The organism is Streptomyces sp. NPDC052023, from assembly GCF_044548465.1.
Lineage (GTDB): Bacteria > Actinomycetota > Actinomycetes > Streptomycetales > Streptomycetaceae > Streptomyces.
The window spans coordinates 138,387-161,003 of record NZ_JBIUBW010000003.1; the positions used below are offsets into that span (position 1 = coordinate 138,387).

Sequence of the window (22,617 nt, forward strand, 5' to 3'; positions counted from 1 at the left end):
TCGACGCGAGGCACTTCATTGACTTCTGACGACCTGCTCGCTCCCCTCGACCTGGCGTTCTGGAACATCGAGTCCGACCGGCACCCCATGCACCTCGGGGCGCTGGGCGTGTTCACCTCCCATTCGCCCGCCGCGGGTGCCCATGCCGCCGACCTGCTCGCCGCGCGCGCCGCCGCCGTGCCCGGACTGCGGATGCGGATCCGCAACGTATGGCGGCCGCCGGCCCTGCGGCGCCCGCTGGCCTTCGGTGGCGCGGCACGGGAGCCCGCGCCGGACTTCGACCCGCTGGACCACGTCCGGCTGCATGCCCCGACGGCCGATTTCCAGGCGGTGGCGGGACGGCTGATGGAGCGTCCGCTGGAGCGCGGCCGGCCGCCGTGGGAGGCACACGTGCTGCCGGGGGCGGACGGTGTGTCGTTCGCCGTGCTCTTCAAGTTCCACCACGCCCTCGCCGACGGCCTGCGCGCGCTGACCCTGGCGGCGGCGATCCTGGACCCCACGGATCTGCACGCGTCCCGTCCCCGCCCGGCTCAGCCGCCCCGCCGCCTGCTGCCCGACGCGCGCAAACTGCCCGACGTGGTGCGCGGCGCCCTGTCCGACGTGGGCCGCGCCCTCGACATCGGCGCCTCCGTCGCCCTGTCCACCCTCGGCGTGCGTTCCTCGCCCGCGCTCAGCTGCGAGCCCTCCGGGACCCGCCGCACCGCCGGAGTGGTCCTCGACCTCGACGACGTGCACCGCATCCGCAAGGCCGCCGGCGGCACCGTCAACGACGTCCTGATCGCCGTCGTCGCGGGCGCCCTGCGCCGCTGGCTCGACGAACGCGGCGACGGCAGTGACGGCGTCGCTCCCCGCGCCCTGATCCCGGTCTCCAAGCGCCGCCCGCGCACCGCGCACCCGCAGGGCAACCGGTTGTCGGGGTACTTGATACGGCTTCCGGTCGACGATCCCGACCCGCGCGGCCGCCTGGAGACGGTCCGCACGGCCATGGACCGCAACAAGGACGCCGGCCCCAACCGGGGCGCGGGCGCGGTCGCGCTGCTCGCCGACCACGTCCCGGCGCTCGGCCACCGCCTCGGCGGACCGCTGGTGAGCCAGGCGGCACGGCTCTGGTTCGACATCCTCGTCACCAGCGTGCCCCTGCCCGGCCTCGGCCTGAAGCTGGGCGGCAACCCGCTCACGGAGGTGTTTCCCTTCGCGCCGCTGGCCGCCGGGCAGTCCCTCGCCGTCGCCGTCTCGACCTACCGGGGCCAGGTCCACTACGGGCTGGTGGCCGACGCGACGGCCGTGCCGGACCTGGACCGGTTCGCCCAGGCGGTGGCAGACGAGGTGGAGACGCTGATCAAGGCATGTGCGCCGTGATCATGACGGGTTTGGCGGTGCGGCCCGGCGCTCCGTAAAATCTGCCGTTCGAATGCGGTCGCGACCGGAGCGCCGCGAGGGCAGACCAGGAAACGGCAGCGGCGATGACGGTGACACAGGACGGCTCGGCGATCACGGACGAGATCGTGTACGGGCCCGGCATCGACCCGGAGCGGCTCGCCGTCTGCCTGAGCGTGCTGGAGGAGCTCGACAAGCTGGAGGTCGACCACCCCGACGCGATCGCCGTGCGCCGGGCCACCGCCGGTATCTACCGGACCGTCAAGCAACGCCGCCGCCAGGAGCGCCGGGCCGCCAAGACCGCCCATGACAAGGCGGTCACGGAGGCCACGGCGACCGGCTCCGCCGAGCGGATCGACGACGAGACGGAGGGCCTGCTGCCGTCGTCACGCACCGAGGAGGGCAGGATCGCGGGGATACTCCAGCGCCCGCGTTCCTGCTACACCTGCAAGAGCCGGTACGTCGAGGTCGACTACTTCTACCACCAGCTCTGTCCCGGCTGTGCCGAGCTGAACCGGGCCAAGCGTGACGTCCGCGCCGACCTCACCGGCAAGCGCGCCCTGCTCACCGGCGGCCGCGCCAAGATCGGCATGTACATCGCGCTGCGGCTGCTGCGCGACGGCGCGCACACGACGATCACCACCCGCTTCCCCAAGGACGCCATCCGCCGCTTCAAGGCGATGGACGATTCGGGGGAGTGGATGCACCGCCTGGAGGTCGTCGGCATCGACCTGCGCGACCCGGCCCAGGCCGTCGCCCTGGCCGACCGGGTCGCCGAGGCGGGCCCCCTCGACATCCTGATCAACAACGCGACCCAGACCGTGCGCCGCCTGCCCTCCGCCTACGCCGCGCTGGTCGACGGCGAGAGCGCCCCGCTGCCCGCCGGTGAGCTCCCCGCCCACCATGTGATCGGCGCCTTCAACTCCGGGGCGGTCGACGGCATCGCCGCGCTGCCCGTCGGCATCAGCGGCCTCGACGCCCAGAAGGTCGCCGACCTCGCCCTGGTCGCGGGCAACGCCAGCGTGGAGCGGCACCTGGCCGGCACCGCCATCGACGCGGGCGGGCTCGTCCCCGACGTCGTGGAGACCAACACCTGGGTGCAGACCATCGAGCAGATCTCCCCGGTGGAGCTCCTGGAGACCCAGCTCTGCAACTACACGGCGCCGTTCATCCTGATCAGCAAGCTCCGGTCGGCCATGGCCGACGCCGCGAGGAAGGCGGCGAGCGGACGCGCGTATGTGGTGAACGTCTCCGCGATGGAAGGCGTCTTCGGCCGTGGCTACAAGGGGGCGGGCCACCCGAACACCAACGCCGCCAAGGCCGCGATGAACATGGTGACGCGCACCAGCGCCCAGGAGATGTTCCAGTCCGACGGCATCCTGATGACCTCGGTCGACACCGGCTGGATCACCGACGAACGCCCCCACTACGACAAGCTGCGCCTCGCCGAGGCAGGCTTCCACGCCCCGCTCGACCTCGTCGACGGCGCGGCCCGCGTCTACGACCCGGTCGTGCGCGGCGAGGCGGGCGAGGATCTGTACGGCGTCTTCCTCAAGGACTACGCGCCCGGCAAGTGGTGAGGGGCGCGCCGTCCGGTCAGTAGTGACGGGTGTTCTCGACCAGGTCCATCCAGGCGATGCCCATGAGCAGGGCGGCCACGCCGACCAGCAGGGCACTCAGCGCGAGGGCGAAGTACAGGACGGTACGGGACAGGCCCCCGACATCCGGGGTGCGCCGGGGGCGCGGGGGTGGCGTGACGTCGCTCATGCGGGTCACCTTCCTCACGGCACCTTGCCGAAGCGACCCGGCCCCACAGCCGGGACACACCGCCCGACAGGCTCCACCTCCATGATCCCACCGGCCACCGCACACCGCCCGCCGTGTCCACCGCGAAGCTGAGCCCGCCGCCCGCCGCCCGCCGCCCGCCGCCCGCCGCCCGCCCCGCCGAGCCGACGGCGGCTGGGCCGCGCCCGTGGGCGGTACCGGTGCCCGGCTGGTGGCGACGCCCGCTCCGGTCACCGGCGTGATGATCAGAGGTGGCCGGACCCCCGCCCGCCGCTTGCCGTCGGTGGACGGCGCCCACCGGCGCCCACCGGCGCCCGTCGCTCACGGTCGCCGGACGGCACCCGGGCGCGCACCATCGGCCGTCGCGATCAGGCGGCGCCCGGAGTCGCCCCTGTGCTTCGGTCAGTCCATCGCGCCGAGTCGCGAGTTTCGGGACGCGACCAGTTCCAGTACCGTGCGCCAGTCCTCCATGACGCCCGCGTCCAGGCCTATGACCTTGCCCGCGTCGTCGGCCTGGCGCAGGGTCACGGCGTCCTCGGCGAGAGGGTCCTCGGCGAAGGCGGCGGCCTCGGCCGGGCTCATCGTGCCGCCCTGCCGGGTCAGGGTCAGCGCGCTCTGCGGGGACAGGCCGCGCTCGGGGGAGACCGCGGCGAGGTAGCGCTTTGCCGGGACATGCAGGTGTACGAGACGGGCGACCCGTTCGCCGAGCAGGGGCCGGACGGCGTCCGCCGCGTGGTCCGCGTGCCCCGCGTCGTCGCCGGGCCGCAGCAGATGGCCGATGTCGTGCACGAGGCCGGCGACCTGGAGCTCCTTGTCGGCGGGGCGACTTCGGCGCAGCAAGGCGGCCGTCTGCAGCGCGTGGTCGTGCAGGTCGACCGGGTCGCCGGTGCGGTCCGGGGTGTCCCAGGCGCCGCGGCAGGCGTGCAGCAGATCCATCAGCTCTTCGACACTGCGCAGTTCCATATGCGTCAGTCCTCCCGCCGGTCAAGCCGTTGCCGTGCGTCAGCAGATCATGGCCGACTTGCGAATCGGCCAACGGGACTTGAACTGCGTGACCCCACGAGGGCCGCCGGTCGCGGGCCTGTTCGCCCGAGTAGGCCGGTCGGGTGAGTCACTATGGGTCCATCTCGTGACAAACAGCCGCGAAATTCGCCTGATCGAGCACGGGATGACGCGGGAACGTTACCCGCAGTTTTCAGCCCCATCGAGCAGTGCCCCGCTCATTTGGTTAATCTGGTCCGGACGGACAGCAGCAACGGGTCCCTACCCACACCCACCGTCCGTCCCGGGACAAGCCGGTGCACAACGGCCTGCTCTCACGCGAGTTACCGACGCCACCGCGTCCAACAGCATCCATGGCAGTCCCGAACGGGCGTCGGGCAGTGGACCGCAGGCCGCCGGCGCGCCCCGAGGGTGACCCGACACATAAGGAGTGCGCGGTGACACCGGAGAAGACGAATCGCGAACAGCGCCCCAAGGAACGCACGGAGCGCGCGGGCCGCCGGCCGGGCGAGATCGGCAGCCTCGACGTGTGGGCCCGGTCCGCCCCCATCCGCCTGGCGGGCTACGAGGAAGACCTTGCCGAGCCGCACATCCTGCCCAGCGTGGACTGACGGGCAGGAGTCCTTCGCGATCGCCGACCGCATGGGCGTGCGAGACTCACGCCCATGCTGATCAGGGAAGCCACCGCCGCGGACTGGCCACACATCTGGCCGTTCTGGCACCGCATCGTCGCCGCCGCCGAGACCTACGCCTGGGACCCGGACACCACCGAGGACGCGGCCCGAACCCTGTGGATGAACCCGGCCAAACGCGTGTACGTCGCGCAGGACGACGACGGAACCGTCATCGGCTCCGCCTACCTCACCGCGAACTACAGCGGCCCCGCCGCACGGATCGCCAACGCCGGCTTCATGGTCGATCCCGACCAGGCCGGACGGGGTATCGGCCGGGCCCTCGCCGAGCACATCCTGACCGAGGCCAAGGCCCACGGCTACCGGGCCATGGTGTTCAACGCGGTCGTGGAGACCAACCCGGCCGTACAGCTGTGGACGTCCCTCGGCTTCACGATCCTGGGTACGGTGCCGGACGCGTTCGACCACCCCCAGCACGGCAGGGTCGGGCTCCACATCATGCACAAGACCCTCTAGCCCATCGGAGCCCCTTGGTCCCTGGGGTCGTCCATGTCGTCCAAGGGCGCGGTCCGCCGCCACGGCCGTGCGGCTTCCAACTGACGTGCCAGCTCCAGCAGTTCCCCCTCCGCCCCGGGCCGCCCCACGAGCTGTACGGCGCAGGGCGCGCCCGACGGCAGGGTGCCGAACGGCACGGCCATTGCCGGCCAGCCGGTGAGGTTCCACGGGGGCGTCATGGGCGAGTAGCCGGTGTTGGCGGCCACGTTGCGCAGCCAGCCCCGCTCGTGCCAGGGCCCCGCCTTGGGCGAGCGGCGCGCCAGCGCGGGCGTGAGCAGCACGTCGTACTCGGCGAAGAACGGCTCGAGCCGCCGCCGTAGTGCCTCCCGGCTCGTGCCGGTGCGCACGGTCCGCAAGAACCGCCGCCCCACGGCGGCGTGCACTCGGGTGCGCCGTGCCAGCAGCCGTGCGTCGAGCCCCTGGGTGTCGACGCAGGTGCCCGCGGTCCAGTGGGCGAGGGACGTGAAGCTGAGCGACGCCGGATAGGGCGGGTCAGCGCGCCGCACCTGATGACCGGCCTTGATGAGCAGCCCGGCGGCCTCCCGCGCGGCGGTCGCGTACGGCTTGGCGACCATGACGCCGGCGACGGGGCTGCGCAGCGAGACGGCGACCTTTCGGGTGGCGGGCGCGCACTGGACCGAGGCGTCGGTGCCGGCGAGGAGGGACAGCACCAGCCGGGCGTCCTCGACAGTCGTCGCGAGCGGGCCGTTCTCCGACATGCCGAACCAGTCGCCGTCGCTGATGCCGGCCGGTACCACCCCGTGGCCCGGTTTGATGGTGACGACGCCGCAGTTGGCGGCCGGTATGCGCAAGGAACCCATGCCGTCGTTGCCGAGCGCGATCGGCACCATGCCCGCCGCCACGGCTGCCGCGCTGCCCCCCGAGGAGCCGCCCGCCGTACGCGTCGGGTCCCAGGGGTTGCGGGTGGTGCCGTGCACCCCCTCGGTCGTACCGAAGACGCACAGTTCCGGCACATTGGTCAGCCCCACCACGACCGCTCCGGCGGCGCGCAGCCGGGCGACGGTGACGTGGTCCTGCTCGGCCGGCACGTCCGGTGTCGCCGCCGAGCCGATCCGCATGCTCTCGCCGCGCACCGCGAGGTTGTCCTTCACGGCCACGGGCACGCCCGCGAGCGGCAGTTCGGCCAGATCGGTACGCGCCCCCACCTCGTCGGCCTCGGCGAGCGCCCGCTCGGCCCGGACGACACGGAACGCCCCGATCCGTCCGTCCAGCCGCTCGATCCGCGCCAGGTGCGCGGCCACCACCTCCCGCGGCGCAACCTGCTTCTCCCGCACGGCTGCGGCGATCTCGACGGCGGTCCGTCCGACCCGATCGGTCACGGGCGCTCCTTTGTCCTGGGGCCAGGCTGCGTGCTCTGCGCCGCCATCCTCGCAGGACAGCCCCGGCTTCCACGAGGGCTGGACCGGCCTTCGCGCCAGGACGGCCTCACCGGGCGTGCCGCACGCAGTCCCGAGCCGCTCCCCCTTCGCGAACGGCGGCTCCACCCTCCACGCAGGGCTGCTCGGTCATCCCGCCTCACCTTGGGCGAGCCGTCCGCCGACCGCGAGCCGCTCCACCTCCGCGAGCGACGGCTCCACCCTCCACGCAGGGCGGATCGCCCCTCCCGCTGAGTCCGCCCCGCCGTGCCCACAAGGCCGCCATCACGCCGGGCCGCTCAACTATCCGGCGCAGGTCCGTCCAACCATCTCGCGCAGTGCCGATCGCCCATCGCGCAGGGCCGTTCAGGCATCCACGAGGGGCCGATCAGCCACCCACGCAGCCCCCTCGGTCACCCACGCAGCTCCCCTCAGCCCCGCACGCAGCTCCCCTCGGTCACCCACGCAGCGCCCTCAGCCCCGCACGCAGCCCCCGCCCCCGGCGCAACTCCAGTCACCCAACCCCGCCTCATCGCACGGGCCCTCCGACGGGCGGTGGGGGGTCGGCCCCGCGTGTGTCAGGCCCCGCAGGGACCGGTGCTGTCGCGGTCGATCAGCTGGGGGACCGGGACCCGTACCGTGCGGGCCGGGCCGCCGTCCAGGAGGGATGTCAGCTCCTGCGCGGCGGTCCGGCCGAACTCCACCGTGTCGCGGGAGAGGGCGGACAGCCACGGCTTGACCATGCGGCACAGCGCGGAGTCCTCCCAGGCCACGACCGAGACGTCCCCCGGCACCCGGAAGCCCAGTTCCGCCGCGGCCGCCACACCGGCGACGGCCATCACGTCGTTGTCGTAGACGAGGGCGGTCGGGGGAGCCGCGCCGGACAGCACCCGTCGGGTGACGGCGGCGCCCTCGGCGTCGGAGTAGTCGGTGGTCACGGACCGCACCTCGGTCAGACCGCGCCGCCCCGCCTCCGCGCGCAGCGTACGGATCCGGCGTTCGGTGTGCGCGAGCCCCGCGAGACCGGCGATGTGGACGATGCGCCGGTGACCGAGGGCGTACAGCTCGCCGACGACGGCGGCCATGGCGCCCCCGTCGTCGGCCCAGACCGTGGACATGCCCGGGTGGCGTTCGTCGGGTGCGCCGCCGATCACCACGGCGGGCAGGCCGAGTTCGTCGAGGAGGCCGGGCCGGGGATCGTCCGTGCGCGGGTCGACGACCAGGACGCCGTCCACCCGGTGCTCGGCCCACCAGCGCCGGTACACCGCGCACTCGTCGGCCACGTCCTCGGCGACCTGGAACAGCAGCCCGAGATGACGCTCCGCCAGCACCTCCTGGATGCCCGAGACCAGTTGGAGGAAGAAGGAGTCCACGCCGAGCGTGTGCGCGGGCCGGGCCAGCACGAGGCCGACCGTCGCCGCTCCCTCGCCGGACAGCGCACGCGCCGCCGTGCTGGGCCGCCAGCCCAGTTGTTCCGCCACCCGCCGCACCCGCGCCCGGGTGGCTTCCGAGACGCCGGGCCTGCCGTTGAGCGCGAAGGACACCGCGCTCTCGGAGACCCCGGCCCGCCGCGCGATGTCCTTCATCGTCGGCCGGCGTGCGGGAGACCGCTTGCCTGACAAACCCGCCTCCGCATGCGATCACGTCGGGTACTAATGCGCTTCAGCACCTGCCCGAGTCGCCGCACTCTAAAGCGCATTAGTGATCTGCCGCAAGAGGTCACGTACAAGCCGCTGAACTGCGCCTACACCCAACTAATGACTTTAGCTGAGCGAAATACATTGACTTCCCGCGGAGTTGCCGTGCAAGGTCTGCCCCGGCGCCATTTCCCGCTCACTCCGCCGTAAAGGAGCCCGGTCACCGTGCGCATCCCCCGCAGAACCCTCGCCGCCGCTGCCGCCCTCGTCGCCGTACTGCCGCTCAGTGCGTGCGGGGGCGGGGGCGACGGCGGATCTGCCGACGCCTCCGGCAAGGTCGAGGGCGACATCACCTTCCAGACCTGGAATCTGAGGGCCAACTTCAAGCCGTACTTCGAGGACCTGATCGCCGAGTTCGAGAAGCAGCACCCCGGCACGGACGTGAAGTGGGTCGACCAGCCCGCCGAGGGTTACGCCGACAAGATCAGCGCCGACGCGGCCGGAGGTACGCTGCCCGACGTCGTCAACGTCTCGCCCGACCTCGTCGCCCCGCTCGCGAAGGCCGGCCTGGCGCTCGATCTGGACAAGGCGGCAGGGCAGTACGAGAAGGAGTACCTGCCGGGAGCCTGGGCCGGACATCGGATACCGGGCATGACCGGCACGTACGCCTTCCCCTGGTACCTCAACACCGGGCCGCTGTTCTACAACAAGTCCCTCTTCGAGGAGGCCGGTCTCGACCCCGAGCAGCCGCCGAAGACGTACGACGACCTCTTCGCGAACGCCCTCCGGATCGCCGAGAAGACCGGCGGCGAGGTCGCCACCCTGGCCAATGTGCCCACCATCGAGGACTTCGGCCGCTACGGCGTCCCCCTCATGGACAAGGAGGGCACCGGCTTCACCTTCGACGACGCCAAGGGCGTCGAACTGCTCACGAAGTACAAGGAGCTCTACGACGCCAAGGCCCTCGATCCGCAGGCGCTCACCGCCACGCCCGAGTCGTCCGGCAAGAAGTTCCTCACCGGCGCCGTGGCCATGAACCCCGGCAGCGCGCTGGACCTCGGCAACTTCAAGAAGCAGGCGCCGAACCTGTACAAGAACATCGGCATCACCGACCAGATCACCAGCACCGGCCACGTCAACATGTACGTGATGGGCGTGATGGTCAACGCGCAGACCCAGCGCAAGCCCGCCGCCGTCGCCTTCGCGCACTTCGTCACCGACGCCGCGCACCAGATGTCGTTCGCCAAGAAGGTCGCCATCTTCCCCAGCACCGCCGGCTCGCTCGACGACCCGTACTTCACCAAGGAGGACGGCACGGACGAGACCCGGGTGCGGGTGGCCGCCGCCCAGTCGCTGAAGACCGCCGTCAACTACACGCCGGTGCTGTTCAGCGAGCAGATGAAGACCGAGCTGCGCAACGCCGTGGCCAGGGCGCTCCAGGGCAAGGAGAGTCCTCAGGAGGCTCTTGACAACGCTGTCAAGGCCTGTGATCGGCTGCTTCAGCAGCAGGGCTGAACCGTGACCGGATCCTCTCCCGTACGACGTCAGCTACCGGCCGGCCCGTGGCTGTTCGCCGCCCCCGGACTGCTGGTGATCGGCGCCTTCGTGCTGTACCCGTTCGTCTCCACCGTCGTGAACGCCTTCACCGACCGGCGAACCCTGATCCCCGGCGAGTTCGTGGGCCTCGCCAACTTCCGCGAACTCCTCCACGACGACATGTTCTGGATCGGACTGCGCAACAGCACGCTGTACGTCCTCGGGGTCGTGCCCGCCCTCGTGATCCTGCCGCTGCTGCTCGCGCTGCTCGTGCAGAAGAACATTCCCGGCATCACCTTCTTCCGCTCCGCCTTCTACACCCCGGTCGTCGCCTCGATCGTCGTGGTCGGTCTGATCTGGGTGTGGCTGCTCGACGAACGCGGCCTGGTGAACGCGCTGCTGGAGACGGCCGGGGCCGGCGGGGTCGGGTTCCTCAGCGACCAATGGCTGCTCCTGCTGAGCGCCATGACCGTCACGGTCTGGAAGGGCCTCGGCTACTACATGATCATTTACCTGGCCGCACTCGCCAACGTGCCGCGCGAACTGCACGAGGCCGCCGCGGTCGACGGCGCGGGACCGGTGCGCCGCTTCCTCGCGGTCACCGTGCCCGCCGTCCGCTCCACGATGGTCCTGGTCGCGGCGCTCTCCTCGGTCGCCGCGTTCAAGGTGTTCTCCGAGGTGTATCTGCTGGCCGGCCCGAGCGGCGGCCCCGCCGGTGAGGACACCACGCTCGTCATGCTCGTGCAGCGCACGGGCACCGGGCTGTCCGGCCGGGTCGGGTACGCCTCGGCCATCTCCGTCGTCGTCTTCGTGGTGACGGTGGCGCTGATGCTGCTGGTGCTGCGGGCCGACCGGAGGGAGGAGACATGAGCGTCCTCGAGAAGGTGCGGCCCACCCGGCCCACGAGGACCGGGAGCACGGCTGGGGTCAAGGAGCGGCGCGTGACCGACGAGCACGGGCGGCGCGTCCGCGGCTGGGAGCTGGTCCTGCGCTATCTGCTCCTGCTGGGCGTGCTGGCGCTGACCGTGGGGCCGTTCCTGTGGCAGCTGTCGACCTCGCTCAAGGGACCGACCGAGGACATCTTCAGTTCCCCGCCGAAGTTCCTGCCGGGCGATCCGACCCTGCACAACTACGAGCGGGTCGCGCAGACCATCCCCGTCTGGGACTACGCCCTGAACTCGCTGAAGGTCGCCACCGCCAACGTGGTGACCAACTGCGTCGGTGCGGCCCTCGCGGGCTACGCCCTGGCCCGCCTGCGCTACCGGGGCCGGCGCGCGGCGACGCTCGCCTTCGTGCTCGCGATGCTCGTGCCGGTGGAGGGCATCATCATCGCCCAGTTCACCACCATGCGGGAGCTGGGCCTGAACAACACCCTGGTCGGCGTGGTCCTGCCGGGCTGCGTCAGCGCACTGAACGTGCTGCTGATGCGCAACGCCTTCCTCAACCTCCCCTACGAGATCGAGGACGCGGCCTTCGTCGACGGCGCCAACGTCTGGCAGCGGTTCTGGCGGATCGCGCTGCCGTCGGTCAAGGGCACCCTCGCCGTCGTCGCGATCTTCGCCTTCATGGGCGCCTGGGACGACTTCCTGTGGCCGCTCATCGTGCTCAGCGATCCGTCCAAGTTCACGCTGACCATCGGCCTCAACTACCTGCACGGCACCTTCGCGAACGACGAACGGCTCGTCGCCGCGGGCACGATCATCGCGGTGGCGCCGCTGATCGCCCTCTTCGCCTGCCTCCAGCGGTACTTCTTCCGCGGCGTCGGCGAGGGCGCCGTCAAGGGCTGAACACTTCCCCCGTACGCACCACGACAACCGGGACCTCCATGTCTGCTGCCGTGCGCTTCGGCGTCAACTACACCCCGAGCGAAGGGTGGTTCCACCACTGGCTCGACTTCGACCTGGACTCCGTGCGCGCCGACCTCGACTCGATCGCGGCCCTCGGTCTGGACCACGTACGGGTCTTCCCGCTGTGGCCGTACTTCCAGCCCAACCGCACCCTGATCCGCCCGAAGGCCGTGGAGCAGCTCGTCGCGCTCGTGGACGCCGCCGCCGAACGCGGTCTCGACGTCAATGTCGACGCCCTCCAGGGACACCTGAGCAGCTTCGACTTCCTGCCCGCCTGGACGCGGACCTGGCACCGCCGGAACCTCTTCACCGACCCCGACGTGCTCGACGGTCAGGCCGCCTACCTGCGCACCCTCGCCGCCGCCCTCGCCGGCCGGCCCAACTTCCTCGGCCTGACCCTGGGCAACGAGGTCAACCAGTTCTCCGCGGGCCCGCATCCCGACCCGGACCGGGCGACCGAGGCGCAGATCGACGCGTGGCTGACGCGGATGCTGGCCGCCTGCGCACAGGGCGCTCCCGGCAAACTGCATCTGCACGCCGAGTACGACGCCACCTGGTACCAGGACGACCAGCCGTTCACCCCGGCCCAGGCCGCCCGGCGCGGCGCGGTGACGGCCGTGCACTCGTGGGTGTTCAACGGCACCGCCCAGCGGCACGGCCGTACCTCGGTGCCGAGCGAGCACCACGCCGCGTACCTGATCGAGCTCAGCAAGGCCTGGGCGGACGATCCGCGCCGGCCCGTCTGGCTCCAGGAGGTCGGCGCCCCCGCGCCGCTCGTCCCGGCCGAGCACGCCGCCGCCTTCACCGAGGCGACGGTGACCCACGCCCTGGACTGCCCCGGCCTGTGGGGCATCACGTGGTGGTGCTCCCACGACGTCTCCCGCGACCTCGCCGACTTCCCCGAACTCGAATACGGACTCGGCCTGCTGACCAACGACCGGCGGCCCAAGGACACCGCCCTGGTGCTGGCCCGCGCCGCCCGTGCGCACACCGGCAGCCCGGCGGCGCGCACCACGGCGCTCGCCGTACCCGCCGACCCGTCCGCCCGCCCCCGCTGCGCACCCGGCGGCCCGGTCTTCGACGCGTTCTTCCGCCTCGTCGCCGACGGCGCCCGCCCCACCACCGTCCTCGACACGCGAGTGGACGACAAGGACCACCTCGCCGCACGCGGCATCACCGAGGTCGTCACTCCCGACCAGGTACTCCCCGTCCCGCACGGCACCCAAGGAGGCACCAGCTCGTGAACCCCACCAGACGCACCGTCCTGCTCGCCGGCGCCACCGCCGCCCTGCTCCCCGCCCTGCCCGCGACCGCCGCGCCCCGGCCCAGCGCGGCGGCGCTCCAGCCGTACGCCTCGTACTGGTACCCGGACTCCCTCCCCTCCGGCACGCCGGGTACCGGCATCACCTGGCGCAGCCTCAAGGCCTGGCGTGCCGCCGACGACGCCGACCTCGCCTTCAACGCCGCCTCGGTGCCGCTCGCCCCGCGCTTCACCCCCACCCCGGCGAACCCCGCCGCCCGCGCGGGGCAGGCCCGCATCCAGTCGCTGGTCTCCTTCGGGCCGACGGCGGGCAATCCGTCCCAGGGCTCGGCCACCGCCGACTACTACGCCCTCACCCACTGGGCGTACATCGACGAACTGGTCTTCTGGGGCGGTTCGTCCGGCGAGGGGCTGATCCTCGCCCCGAACGCGCCGATCGTGGACGCCGCCCACCGGCACGGGGTGCGGGTCCTCGGCAATGTCTTCCTGCCGCCGGTGGCCTACGGCGGGCAGCTGCGGTGGACGCGTGACCTCGTGCAGAAGGACGGCGCCGGACGGTACCCGCTCGCCGCGCAACTGGTGGCGGTGGCGGCCGCGTACGGCTTCGACGGCTGGTTCGTGAACGCCGAGACCGGCGGCGGCGACGCGGCCCTCGGCGCGGACATGCAGGGATTCCTGCGGGAGCTGAAGTCGCTCGCGGCTCCCCGCGGGCAGCGGGTGACCTGGTACGACTCGATGACCGTGAACGGCGGTGTCAGCTGGCAGGGGGCGCTCAACGCGCGGAACCAGCCGTTCTTCCAGGCCGCCGACAGCATGTTCCTCGACTTCCGCTGGACAGCGGGCAGCCTCACCTCCTCCGGGACGCGCGCGGAGCGACTGGGACGTAGCCGGTACGAGTTGTGGGCGGGCGTCGACGTGGAGTCGAACGGCTGGAACACGAGCGTCGACTGGGACGCCGTCGTACCGACGGGCGCACCGCACGTCACGTCGGTCGGCTTCTACCGGCCCGAGTGGACCCGCCACCAGCTGCCGGCGGACGACCGGAGCCCCGGCGCCTTCCACGCGGCCGACGACCGCTTCTGGACGGGGCGGTCGCTGGACCCGTCGCGGCCCGACGGCACGGACCGGTGGCGGGCGCCCGCGGTGACGGTGGCGGACCGGTCCACGGTGACCTCGCTGCCGTTCGCGAGTGTTTTCAACACCGGACACGGCCTGCGATGGTTCGAGCACGGGGAGGTCACCTCGGACGTGCCGTGGAACCACCTCGGGTTGCAGGACCGCCTCCCGTCGCGACGCTGGGCCGTGCGCACCGCAGGCGTACGACCCACGGTGAACTTCGACTTCGCGCAGGCGTGGTCCGGCGGGAGCAGCGTGCTCGTCGACGGCGCGCTCGACGCGCCCGTGGTCCTCGACCTGTACGCGACCCGGTTGCCGATCACCTCAGACACGCTCGCCGAGCTGACGCACCGGGCCGACACCGGCGGGGTGAGCGTCGAACTCGCGGTCGCCGCCGCCGAACCGGGCACGCCGGGGACGGTGCCCCCGTACACCTTCCTCCCCGTGGACCCGGCCGGTGCCTGGCGGACCTCGGCCGTACGGCTCACCGGCCTGTCCGGCACCCTCCGGGCCCTCGGTGTGCGCCTCACGCCCACCACCCCCGGCGCCCCGGTGCGCTGGCGCCTCGGACGCCTCGCCGTGCGCGCGGACCAGCCGCCCCGGACCCCCGCCGCGCCCACCGCGTTCCGCGTCACCGCCGCCTCCGGAGGCGACCTGCGTTTCGCCTGGCAGCCCGCACCCGGTGAGGTCCGCCACCACACCCTGCACCGCCTCCTGCCCGACGGCACCCGGCGCTTCCTCGGCGGCACCTGCCAGCGGGCCTGGTTCGCCGGGGGCCTGCGGCCCGAGCAGGGCGAGCAAGTGGCACGGTTCGAACTGCGCTCCGTAGGGGAGCTGTACACCTCGTCGGACCCCGTCACCGTGCACCACACCTGGTAACCACTCGCACCACAGCTACGGAGCACCCGCCATGCATGACGACCGCAGCCTCGTCGAAGCCCGCCTGAGGCGCGTCCTCGACGAACGCATCCGACCCGCCGTGTACCCCGAGTCCGTGCCGCTGGACGTCGCCGTCTGGCACGCGCCCGACGAGCCCGTACCGGTCGCCGAGGGGCTCGCTGCCGAGCCCGGGCCGATCGAGGTGGGCGCCCGCTGGGGTGCTCCGTGGGGAACCAGCTGGTTCCGGGTCACCGGGACCGTCCCCGGCCACTGGGCCGGGCGTACCGTGGAGGCGATCCTCGACCTCGGGTTCGACGAGAACATGCCCGGATTCCAGTGCGAGGGCCTCGTCTACCGCCCCGACGGCACCCCGGTGAAGGGGCTCAACCCGCGCAACCAGTGGGTGCGCGTCGGCGCGCCCGTCGAGGGCGGGGAAGAAGTGCGCCTGCACATCGAGGCCGCGTCCAACCCGGTCATCCTCGACCACCACCCGTTCCGGCCCACCGAGCTGGGTGACAAGGAGACCGCGGGCAGCGCGCCGCAGTACACCCTCACGCGCATGGACCTCGCCGTCTTCGACGAGACGGTGTGGCAGCTGGTGCTCGACCTCGAGGTGCTCGGCGAGCTGATGGCCGAGCTGCCGGCGGACTCCGCGCGCCGCTCGGAGATCCTGCGGGCGGTGGACAAGGCCCTGGACGCCGTCGACCTCCAGGACGTGAACGGCACGGCGGCCGAGGCCCGCTCCCGCCTCTCCGGCGTCCTCGCCGCCCCCGCCGCCCCCTCCGCGCACCGCATCAGCGCCGTCGGTCACGCCCACATCGACTCGGCGTGGCTGTGGCCGCTGCGCGAGACGGTCCGCAAGGTCGCGCGCACCACCGCCAACATGACCGCCCTGCTGGACGACGAGCCCGGCTTCGTCTTCGCCATGTCGCAGGCGCAGCAGTGGGCGTGGGTGAAGGAGCACCGGCCCGAGGTGTGGGCGCGGGTGAAGAAGGCGGTGGCGGACGGACGGTTCGTGCCGGCCGGCGGGATGTGGGTGGAGTCGGACACCAACATGCCGGGCTCGGAGGCGATGGCCCGTCAGTTCGTGCACGGCAAGCGGTTCTTCCTCGACGAGTTCGGCATCGAGAACGACGAGGCCTGGCTGCCCGACACCTTCGGCTTCGCGGCCGGACTGCCGCAGATCATCAAGGCGGCGGGATCCAAGTACCTGCTCACGCAGAAGATCTCCTGGTCCCGCACGAACACGTTCCCCCATCACACCTTCACCTGGGAAGGCATCGACGGCTCCCGGATCTTCACCCACTTCCCGCCCGTCGACACCTACAACTGCTCCATGAAGGGCAGCGAGATCGCACACGCCGCCCGCAACTTCAAGGACAAGGGCGTCGCCCGCCACTCCCTCGCACCCACCGGCTGGGGCGACGGCGGCGGCGGCACCACCCGTGAGATGGTCGCCAAGGCGGCCCGGCTGCGCGACCTGGAAGGCTCCGCGACCGTGGCCTGGGAGACGCCGGCGGCCTTCTTCGCCAAGGCCGCGGCCGAGTACCCCGACCCGCCCGTCTGGGTCGGCGAGCTCTATCTCGAACTCCACCGTGCCACCCTCACCAGCCAGGCGAAGACCAAGCAGGGCAACCGGCGCAGCGAGCACCTGCTCCGGGAGGCCGAGCTGTGGTCGGCGACGGCCGCCGTGCGGACGGGATTCCCCTACCCGTACGAGGAGCTGGACCGCATCTGGAAGACGGTGCTGCTGCACCAGTTCCACGACATCCTGCCCGGCTCGTCGATCGCCTGGGTGCACCGTGAGGCCCGCGCGACCTACGAGCGGCTCGCCGGCGAGCTGGACGGGATCATCGCCGCGGCGCAGCGCGCGCTGGCGGGGGAGGGGCAGCGGGAGCTGGTCTTCAACGCCGCCCCGCACGGCAGGCGGGGCGTTCCCGCGGGCGGGGCCGGCGCCCCGGCGGTGCAGGGCGCGGCCTCGGTGAGCCCGCGCGGCGAGGGCGGGTACGTCCTGGACAACGGCCTGCTGAGGATCGAGATCGACGAGCGGGGCCTCGTCGTCTCCGCGTACGACATCGAGGCCGGCCGCGAGACCGTCGCGCCGGGCCGGGCGGCCAACCTGCTGCAGCTGCACCCCGACTTCCCGAACATGTGGGACGCCTGGGACGTCGACGAGTTCTACCGCAACACCGTCACCGACCTGACCGGCCTCGACGAGATCACCGCCGGTGAGAACGGCGAGTCGGTGCGGATCGTGCGGTCCTTCGGCGCCTCGCGCGTCACCCAGGTGCTGTCGCTGCCGCCGGGGGAGCGGCGGCTGGTGCTGGACACGGAGGTGGACTGGCACGAGACGGAGAAGATCCTCAAGCTCGCGTTCCCGCTCGACGTGCACGCCGAACGGTACGCGTCGGAGACGCAGTTCGGTCACTTCCACCGGCCCACGCACACCAACACCTCATGGGAGGCAGCCAAGTTCGAGGCCTGCAACCACCGCTTCGTCCACCTGGAGGAACCCGGCTGGGGCGTGGCCGTCGTCAACGACTCGACGTACGGCCACGACGTGACCCGTACCGTCCGCACCGAGGGCGACGGCGGTACGACCACCACGGTCCGTGTCTCCCTGCTGCGCGCCCCGCGCTTCCCGGATCCCGAGACCGACCAGGGCGTCCACCGCTTCCGGCACGCCCTGGTGCCGGGCGCCGGGATCGGCGACGCGGTGCGCGAGGGCTGGCGGATCAACGTGCCGGAGCGGCGGGTGACGGGCGCCGCGGAGGTCGCGCCGCTGGTGACGGTCGATCAGGAGGCCGTCGTCGTCACGGCCGTCAAGCTGGCCGACGACGGCAGCGGCGACGTGGTGGTCCGCTTCCACGAGGCGCACGGCGGCCGGGCGCGGGCCACGCTCACCGCCGGCTTCGAGGTCGGCGCCGTCACGGTCACCGACCTGCTGGAACGTCCGCTGCCGGAGGCTGCCGCGCCCGTGACCGACGGCGGGCGGATCACCGTAGGCCTGCGTCCCTTCGAGCTGGTGACGCTGCGGCTGCGCCGGGGCTGACCCGGCCGGTGTCGTGAGGGCCTTCGGGCCCTCACGCGCCCGCGCCTGGACCGTCCGCCGGGAGGGCGCCCGCGCCCTGGTCGCCGAGCTGTGCGCGCAGCCACTGCTCCACCTCGCCGACGTGCGCGGCCGCCGCCGCCCTCGCCGCCTCCGGGTCATGGGCGGCCAGGGCGCGGTGGATCGCGGCGTGTTCGCGGCGGGTGCGGGTGAAGGCGCCCTCCTCCTGGTAACCGCGCCAGACGCGGGCGCGGAAGGTGCGCGAGGACAGGCCCTCCAGGATCGCGGCCATGGTCTCGTTGCCGGCGGCCAGCGCGATCTCCCGGTGGAAGGCGAGGTCGTGGGCGAGGATCTCCTCCGGGTCCTCGGTGGCGTTCATCGCCGCCAGATGCTTCTCGACCGCGGCCAGCCGGCCGGGCGTGATGCGCGCCGCGGCCAGCGCGGTCGCCGTGGACTCCAGGATGCGGCGGATCTCCAGCAGCTCCACCAGACGCGGGCCCCGGGACAGGTCGGCTACCACCCCGAACGACTCCAGCAGGTCGCCGGCCTGGAGCTGGGTGACGTAGATGCCGGAGCCGTGCCGTGCCTCCAGGACGCCCATGACCGTCAGGGCGCGGATCGCCTCCCGCATCGAGCTGCGGGAGATGCCCAGCTGGGCCGCGAGTTCGCGCTCGGTGGGCAGCCGCGCACCGGGTTCGAGGAGCCCTTCGGCGATCAGCGCCTTGATCTGCTCGATGGCGCGTTGCGTCACCGTGCCCTTCTGCGGGGCCGGCCCCGACTCCGTCTCGTTCACGCCACTTCTCCCGTCGCCGTGGCCGCAGTCTAACCAGGCATGTGGTCCGACCACTACGCCTGAAACGGCGTTGAAACCGCGAGAAGTTCGGCTCCCGAGGGTGTTCTCCACGCGAAGTGGTCTGATAAATATGCGGGCAACTGCTCGATCACGCTCGATGAGGAGCCGGCAGATGGCCGACGGGACACAGCGGAACGGACGACGGTACGGGCGAACAGTCCCGCGTGCGGCGGCTGCGGCGGTCTGCGCCGCCCTCGTGCTCACCGCCTGCGGCAGCACCAAGGACACCGGCGCCGCCGGCGCCGAAGGCGGCGGCACGGGCGAGGTCGGAGTGATCCTGCCGCTGCTGACCTCGCCGTTCTGGCAGTCGTACAACGACTACGTGCCGAAGATGGCGCGGTCCGAGGGCGTGACGGCGCGCAAGACCGTCAACTCCAACAGCGACCCCTCGCAGCAGATCACCGACATCAACAACCAGCTCAACCAGGGCGTGCGGGGTCTGGTCGTCGCCCCGCTGGACAGTGCCGCCATCGAGGCGGGACTCGACCAGGCCGAGCGCAAGGGCGTGCCGGTCGTCGCCGTGGACGTGGCGCCCGACAGGGGCGAGGTCGCCATGGTGGTGCGCGCCGACAACGTGGCCTACGGCGAGAAGGCGTGCCAGTACCTGGGGGAGCACATCCCCTCCGGCAAGGTCGTGCAGATCATGGGCGACCTCGCCTCGGTCAACGGCCGCGACCGTTCCGAGGCGTTCCGCTCCTGTGTCAAGGAGAAGTTCCCGAAGCTGAAGGTCCTGGAGATCCCCGCCAAGTGGGAGTCCGACACCGCCGCCTCCAAGCTGGACACCCTCCTCAACGCCAACCCCGACATCAAGGGCATCTATCTGCAGGCGGGCGGCGTCTACCTCGCTCCCGCGCTGCAGACCCTGAAGTCGAAGGGGATGCTGAAGAAGGCGGGCCAGGCCGGCCACATCACGATCGTCTCCAACGACGGCATCCCGCAGGAGTACGACGCGATCCGCGAGGGCGAGATCGACGCGACCGTCTCCCAGCCCGCCGACCTGTACGCCAAGTACGGCATGTACTACGTCAAGGCGGCGATGGAGGGGAAGACCTTCGAGCCCGGCCCCACCGACCACGGCTCGACCATCGTGAAGCTGCCCAGCGGCATCCTGGAGGACCAGCTGCCCGCACCGCTGGTCACCAAGGACAACGTCGACGACCCGGGTCTGTGGGGCAACACGGTCCGATGAGCACCCCACTTGCCGAGGCGCGGGGCATCGTCAAGCGGTACGGCCCCACCACCGCCCTCGCCGACGGGCGACTGACCGTCCTGCCGGGCGAGTCCCACGCCCTCGTGGGCCGCAACGGGGCCGGCAAATCCACTCTCGTCACCCTCCTCACCGGCCTGCAGGCACCCGACGCCGGCACCATCCGCTTCGACGGGGAGCCCGCCCCCGCGCTCGCCGACCGGGACGCCTGGCGCCGCAAGGTGGCCTGCGTCTACCAGAAGCCGACGGTGGTACCGGAGCTGACGGTTGCCGAGAACCTCCTCATCAACCGGCAGCCGCTGCGCCGCGGCTTCATCAGCTGGCGCAGCCTCAAGGCACAGGCCGCCGAACTCCTCGGCACCTGGGACGTGCACGTCGACCCGGAGGCCCGCACCGCCGACCTCAGGGTCGAGGACCGCCAAATGGTGGAGATCGCACGGGCGTTGAGCTTCGGCGCCCGGTTCATCGTGCTGGACGAGCCGACCGCGCAGCTCGACAACCGGGAGATCGAGCGGCTCTTCACCCGGATGCGGGCGCTCCAGGACTCCGGCGTGACCTTCCTGTTCATCTCCCACCACCTCCAGGAGGTGTACGAGGTGTGCCAGACCGTCACCGTGCTGCGCGACGCCCGCTGGATCACCACCGCACCCGTCGCCGACCTGCCGCGCCGGGCGCTGGTGGAGGCCATGGCAGGGGAGACCGTCGCCGAGCGCGGGCACCGGGCCACCCCTGACGCGGTGCCCGCGAACGCCCCCGTGGCGCTCGACGTACGGGGGCTCACCTCACCGTCGTACGAGAACATCGGCCTCACCGTGCGCCGTGGTGAGGTCGTCGGGCTCGCCGGCATCAGCGGCAGCGGCAAGACCGAGCTGGCCGAGACCCTCGCCGGCCTGCGCACGCCGAGCGGCGGATCGGCCCGGCTGGAAGGCGAGCCGCTGCCGTTCGGGGACGTGCGGGCGTCGCTCACGGCAGGCGTCGCCTGCGTGCCGCGCGACCGGCACGACCAGGGGCTCGTGTTCGGCATGACGATCGGCGACAACGCCACCCTCAGCGTGCTGAACCGCCTCGGCCGGTTCGGCTTCGTCGGTACCGCCCGCCGGCGTGGCCTCGCCACCGAGCTGATCGACCGCCTCGACATCCACGCCGAGGGACCCGGCCAGCCCGTCTCGGAGCTGTCCGGCGGCAACGCGCAGAAGGTCGTGATGGCCCGCGCCCTCGCCTCCGACCCGCGGCTGCTGGTCCTGATCAACCCGACCGCGGGCGTCGACGTGAAGTCCAAGGAATCCCTGCTGTCCCGCGTGGACGGCGCCCGCGAGGACGGTACCGCCGTGCTCGTCGTCTCCGACGAACTCGACGACCTGCGCCGCTGCGACCGCGTCCTCGTCCTCTTCCACGGCCGCCTCGTCGCGGAGCACCCCGCCGGCTGGCGCGACCACGACCTGATCGCCTCCATCGAAGGAGTGGACCATGGCTGACACCAAGGCGGCCCCGCCGCTCGCGCCGCCACGGCGCGCCCCCGCCGCCGCGTCCGCCAGAACCGTACTGCTGCGCCGCGCCCGCGAACTCGCCCTGCTGCCCGCCCTGTTGCTGCTGCTGGTGCTCGGCGCCGTGCTCAACGACTCCTTCCTCACCGAACGCAACCTGATCTCCGTCCTCGGCGCCTCGGCCGCCCTCGCGATGGTCGTGCTCGCCGAGTCGCTGGTGCTCATCACCGGCAAGTTCGACCTGTCCCTGGAGTCGGTCGTCGGCATCGCGCCCGCCGTCGGGGCGCTCCTGGTGCTGCCCGCCGCCCAGTCCGGGTGGGGCAGCGAACTCCCGGCCGCGCTCGCCCTGCCGGCGATCCTCGTCGCCGGGGCCGTGGTCGGCGCCTTCAACGGCGTCCTGGTGGTGCGGTTCCGGCTCAACGCGTTCATCGTGACGCTCGCCATGCTCATCGTGCTGCGCGGGCTGCTCGTCGGCGCCACCAAGGGCAAGACGCTGTTCGGCATGCCCGAGTCCTTCTACGCGCTGGCGACCACCACCTTCATCGGCGTGCCGCTGTCGGTGTGGCTGGCCGCCGGTGCCTTCGCGGCGGCGGGGCTGTTGCTCAAGTACCACCGGGCCGGTCGCGCCCTGTACGCCATCGGCGGCAACGCCGACGCGGCTCGCGCCGCCGGCATCCGTGTCGAGCGGGTCATGCTCGGCGTGTTCGTGGTCGCCGGGATCCTCGCCGCGGTCGGCGGCATCATGCAGACGGGGTACGTCGGCGCGATCAGCGCCAACCAGGGCAACAACATGATCTTCACGGTGTTCGCGGCCGCGGTGATCGGCGGCATCAGCCTCGACGGCGGCAAGGGCAGCATGCTCGGCGCCCTCACCGGCGTACTCCTGCTGGGAGTCGTGCAGAACCTGCTCACCCTCGCCCAGGTGCCGTCCTTCTGGATCCAGGCCATCTACGGCGGAATCATCCTGGTCGCCCTCATGATCGCCCGGGTGACCACCGGCCGCGCACAGGACTGACCCGCC

18 protein-coding genes are annotated in these 22,617 nt (G+C 72.0%); 13 read left to right on the plus strand and 5 right to left on the minus strand.

Annotation, left to right across the window (positions count from 1 at the left end):
* The first annotated feature begins 18 nt into the window (after nucleotides 1-18).
* Both ACIHCM_RS08175 and ACIHCM_RS08180 read left to right on the plus strand, forming a co-directional pair.
* Complete coding sequence (locus ACIHCM_RS08175; RefSeq protein ID WP_399890980.1) at nucleotides 19-1,359, plus strand: wax ester/triacylglycerol synthase family O-acyltransferase; 1,341 nt, start codon at nucleotides 19-21, stop codon at nucleotides 1,357-1,359.
* Nucleotides 1,360-1,463: 104 nt separating this feature from the next.
* Nucleotides 1,464-2,957 (plus strand): SDR family NAD(P)-dependent oxidoreductase, encoded by a 1,494-nt coding sequence (locus ACIHCM_RS08180; RefSeq protein WP_399890983.1) that lies wholly within the window; start codon nucleotides 1,464-1,466, stop codon nucleotides 2,955-2,957.
* Nucleotides 2,958-2,973: 16 nt separating this feature from the next.
* Here ACIHCM_RS08180 and ACIHCM_RS08185 read toward each other — a convergent pair whose 3' ends face one another.
* Both ACIHCM_RS08185 and ACIHCM_RS08190 read right to left on the minus strand, forming a co-directional pair.
* Nucleotides 2,974-3,144, minus strand: a complete 171-nt coding sequence (locus ACIHCM_RS08185; RefSeq protein ID WP_399890986.1) for a lytic transglycosylase domain-containing protein — start codon at nucleotides 3,142-3,144, stop codon at nucleotides 2,974-2,976.
* Nucleotides 3,145-3,564: 420 nt separating this feature from the next.
* The gene (locus ACIHCM_RS08190) at nucleotides 3,565-4,125 is read right to left on the minus strand and encodes an HD domain-containing protein (RefSeq protein WP_399890989.1); all 561 of its coding nucleotides are present in this window, start codon (nucleotides 4,123-4,125) and stop codon (nucleotides 3,565-3,567) included.
* A 476-nt stretch (nucleotides 4,126-4,601) separates the two neighbouring features.
* Between ACIHCM_RS08190 and ACIHCM_RS08195 the strand changes: the two genes are divergently transcribed.
* Together ACIHCM_RS08195 and ACIHCM_RS08200 are read left to right on the plus strand one after the other, a co-directional pair.
* Entirely contained in the window at nucleotides 4,602-4,775 is a 174-nt protein-coding gene (locus ACIHCM_RS08195; protein WP_103782545.1) for a hypothetical protein, read from the plus strand.
* A gap of 54 nt (nucleotides 4,776-4,829) precedes the next feature.
* A complete protein-coding gene (locus tag ACIHCM_RS08200) occupies nucleotides 4,830-5,312 on the plus strand; it encodes a GNAT family N-acetyltransferase (RefSeq protein ID WP_399890993.1) in 483 nt (160 codons plus the stop codon).
* Here the strand turns inward: ACIHCM_RS08200 and ACIHCM_RS08205 are convergent.
* Both ACIHCM_RS08205 and ACIHCM_RS08210 read right to left on the minus strand, forming a co-directional pair.
* Nucleotides 5,309-6,691 carry an amidase gene (locus ACIHCM_RS08205; RefSeq protein WP_399890996.1) on the minus strand — a complete coding sequence of 461 codons (1,383 nt, stop codon included), beginning with the start codon at nucleotides 6,689-6,691 and terminating at the stop codon, nucleotides 5,309-5,311. The two genes, ACIHCM_RS08200 and ACIHCM_RS08205, sit on opposite strands and share 4 nt — an antisense overlap.
* Before the next feature lie 614 nt (nucleotides 6,692-7,305).
* Nucleotides 7,306-8,313: a LacI family DNA-binding transcriptional regulator gene (locus ACIHCM_RS08210; protein ID WP_399890999.1), complete on the minus strand. Its 1,008-nt coding sequence runs from the start codon at nucleotides 8,311-8,313 to the stop codon at nucleotides 7,306-7,308.
* A 276-nt stretch (nucleotides 8,314-8,589) separates the two neighbouring features.
* Here ACIHCM_RS08210 and ACIHCM_RS08215 point away from each other — a divergent pair, with 276 nt between their 5' ends.
* The 6 genes from ACIHCM_RS08215 to ACIHCM_RS08240 are packed head-to-tail and all read left to right on the plus strand — an operon-like array spanning nucleotide 8,590 to nucleotide 18,055.
* On the plus strand, nucleotides 8,590-9,879 hold the full coding sequence (locus ACIHCM_RS08215; protein WP_399891002.1) for an ABC transporter substrate-binding protein: 1,290 nt from the start codon (nucleotides 8,590-8,592) through the stop codon (nucleotides 9,877-9,879).
* A 3-nt stretch (nucleotides 9,880-9,882) separates the two neighbouring features.
* Nucleotides 9,883-10,770, plus strand: a complete 888-nt coding sequence (locus tag ACIHCM_RS08220; RefSeq protein ID WP_399891005.1) for a carbohydrate ABC transporter permease — start codon at nucleotides 9,883-9,885, stop codon at nucleotides 10,768-10,770.
* On the plus strand, nucleotides 10,767-11,687 hold the full coding sequence (locus tag ACIHCM_RS08225) for a carbohydrate ABC transporter permease (protein ID WP_399891008.1): 921 nt from the start codon (nucleotides 10,767-10,769) through the stop codon (nucleotides 11,685-11,687). Before ACIHCM_RS08220 ends, ACIHCM_RS08225 begins: the two co-directional genes overlap by 4 nt.
* 38 nt (nucleotides 11,688-11,725) lie before the next feature.
* The gene (locus ACIHCM_RS08230) at nucleotides 11,726-12,991 is read left to right on the plus strand and encodes a glycosyl hydrolase (RefSeq protein ID WP_399891011.1); all 1,266 of its coding nucleotides are present in this window, start codon (nucleotides 11,726-11,728) and stop codon (nucleotides 12,989-12,991) included.
* On the plus strand, nucleotides 12,988-15,003 hold the full coding sequence (locus ACIHCM_RS08235; RefSeq protein WP_399891014.1) for an endo-beta-N-acetylglucosaminidase: 2,016 nt from the start codon (nucleotides 12,988-12,990) through the stop codon (nucleotides 15,001-15,003). The genes ACIHCM_RS08230 and ACIHCM_RS08235 overlap by 4 nt, the downstream gene beginning before the upstream one ends.
* Nucleotides 15,004-15,034: 31 nt before the next feature.
* Entirely contained in the window at nucleotides 15,035-18,055 is a 3,021-nt protein-coding gene (locus ACIHCM_RS08240; protein WP_399891017.1) for an alpha-mannosidase, read from the plus strand.
* Nucleotides 18,056-18,086: 31 nt separating this feature from the next.
* Here the strand turns inward: ACIHCM_RS08240 and ACIHCM_RS08245 are convergent, their stop codons facing one another.
* Nucleotides 18,087-18,845 (minus strand): FadR/GntR family transcriptional regulator, encoded by a 759-nt coding sequence (locus tag ACIHCM_RS08245; protein ID WP_399891021.1) that lies wholly within the window; start codon nucleotides 18,843-18,845, stop codon nucleotides 18,087-18,089.
* 172 nt (nucleotides 18,846-19,017) lie between these two features.
* Between ACIHCM_RS08245 and ACIHCM_RS08250 the strand changes: the two genes are divergently transcribed.
* The 3 genes from ACIHCM_RS08250 to ACIHCM_RS08260 are packed head-to-tail and all read left to right on the plus strand — an operon-like array spanning nucleotide 19,018 to nucleotide 22,611.
* Entirely contained in the window at nucleotides 19,018-20,094 is a 1,077-nt protein-coding gene (locus tag ACIHCM_RS08250) for a sugar ABC transporter substrate-binding protein (RefSeq protein ID WP_399891024.1), read from the plus strand.
* Entirely contained in the window at nucleotides 20,091-21,587 is a 1,497-nt protein-coding gene (locus tag ACIHCM_RS08255) for a sugar ABC transporter ATP-binding protein (protein ID WP_399891027.1), read from the plus strand. The genes ACIHCM_RS08250 and ACIHCM_RS08255 overlap by 4 nt, the downstream gene beginning before the upstream one ends.
* Complete coding sequence (locus ACIHCM_RS08260; protein WP_399891030.1) at nucleotides 21,580-22,611, plus strand: ABC transporter permease; 1,032 nt, start codon at nucleotides 21,580-21,582, stop codon at nucleotides 22,609-22,611. Before ACIHCM_RS08255 ends, ACIHCM_RS08260 begins: the two co-directional genes overlap by 8 nt.
* The last annotated feature ends 6 nt before the right edge of the window (nucleotides 22,612-22,617 follow it).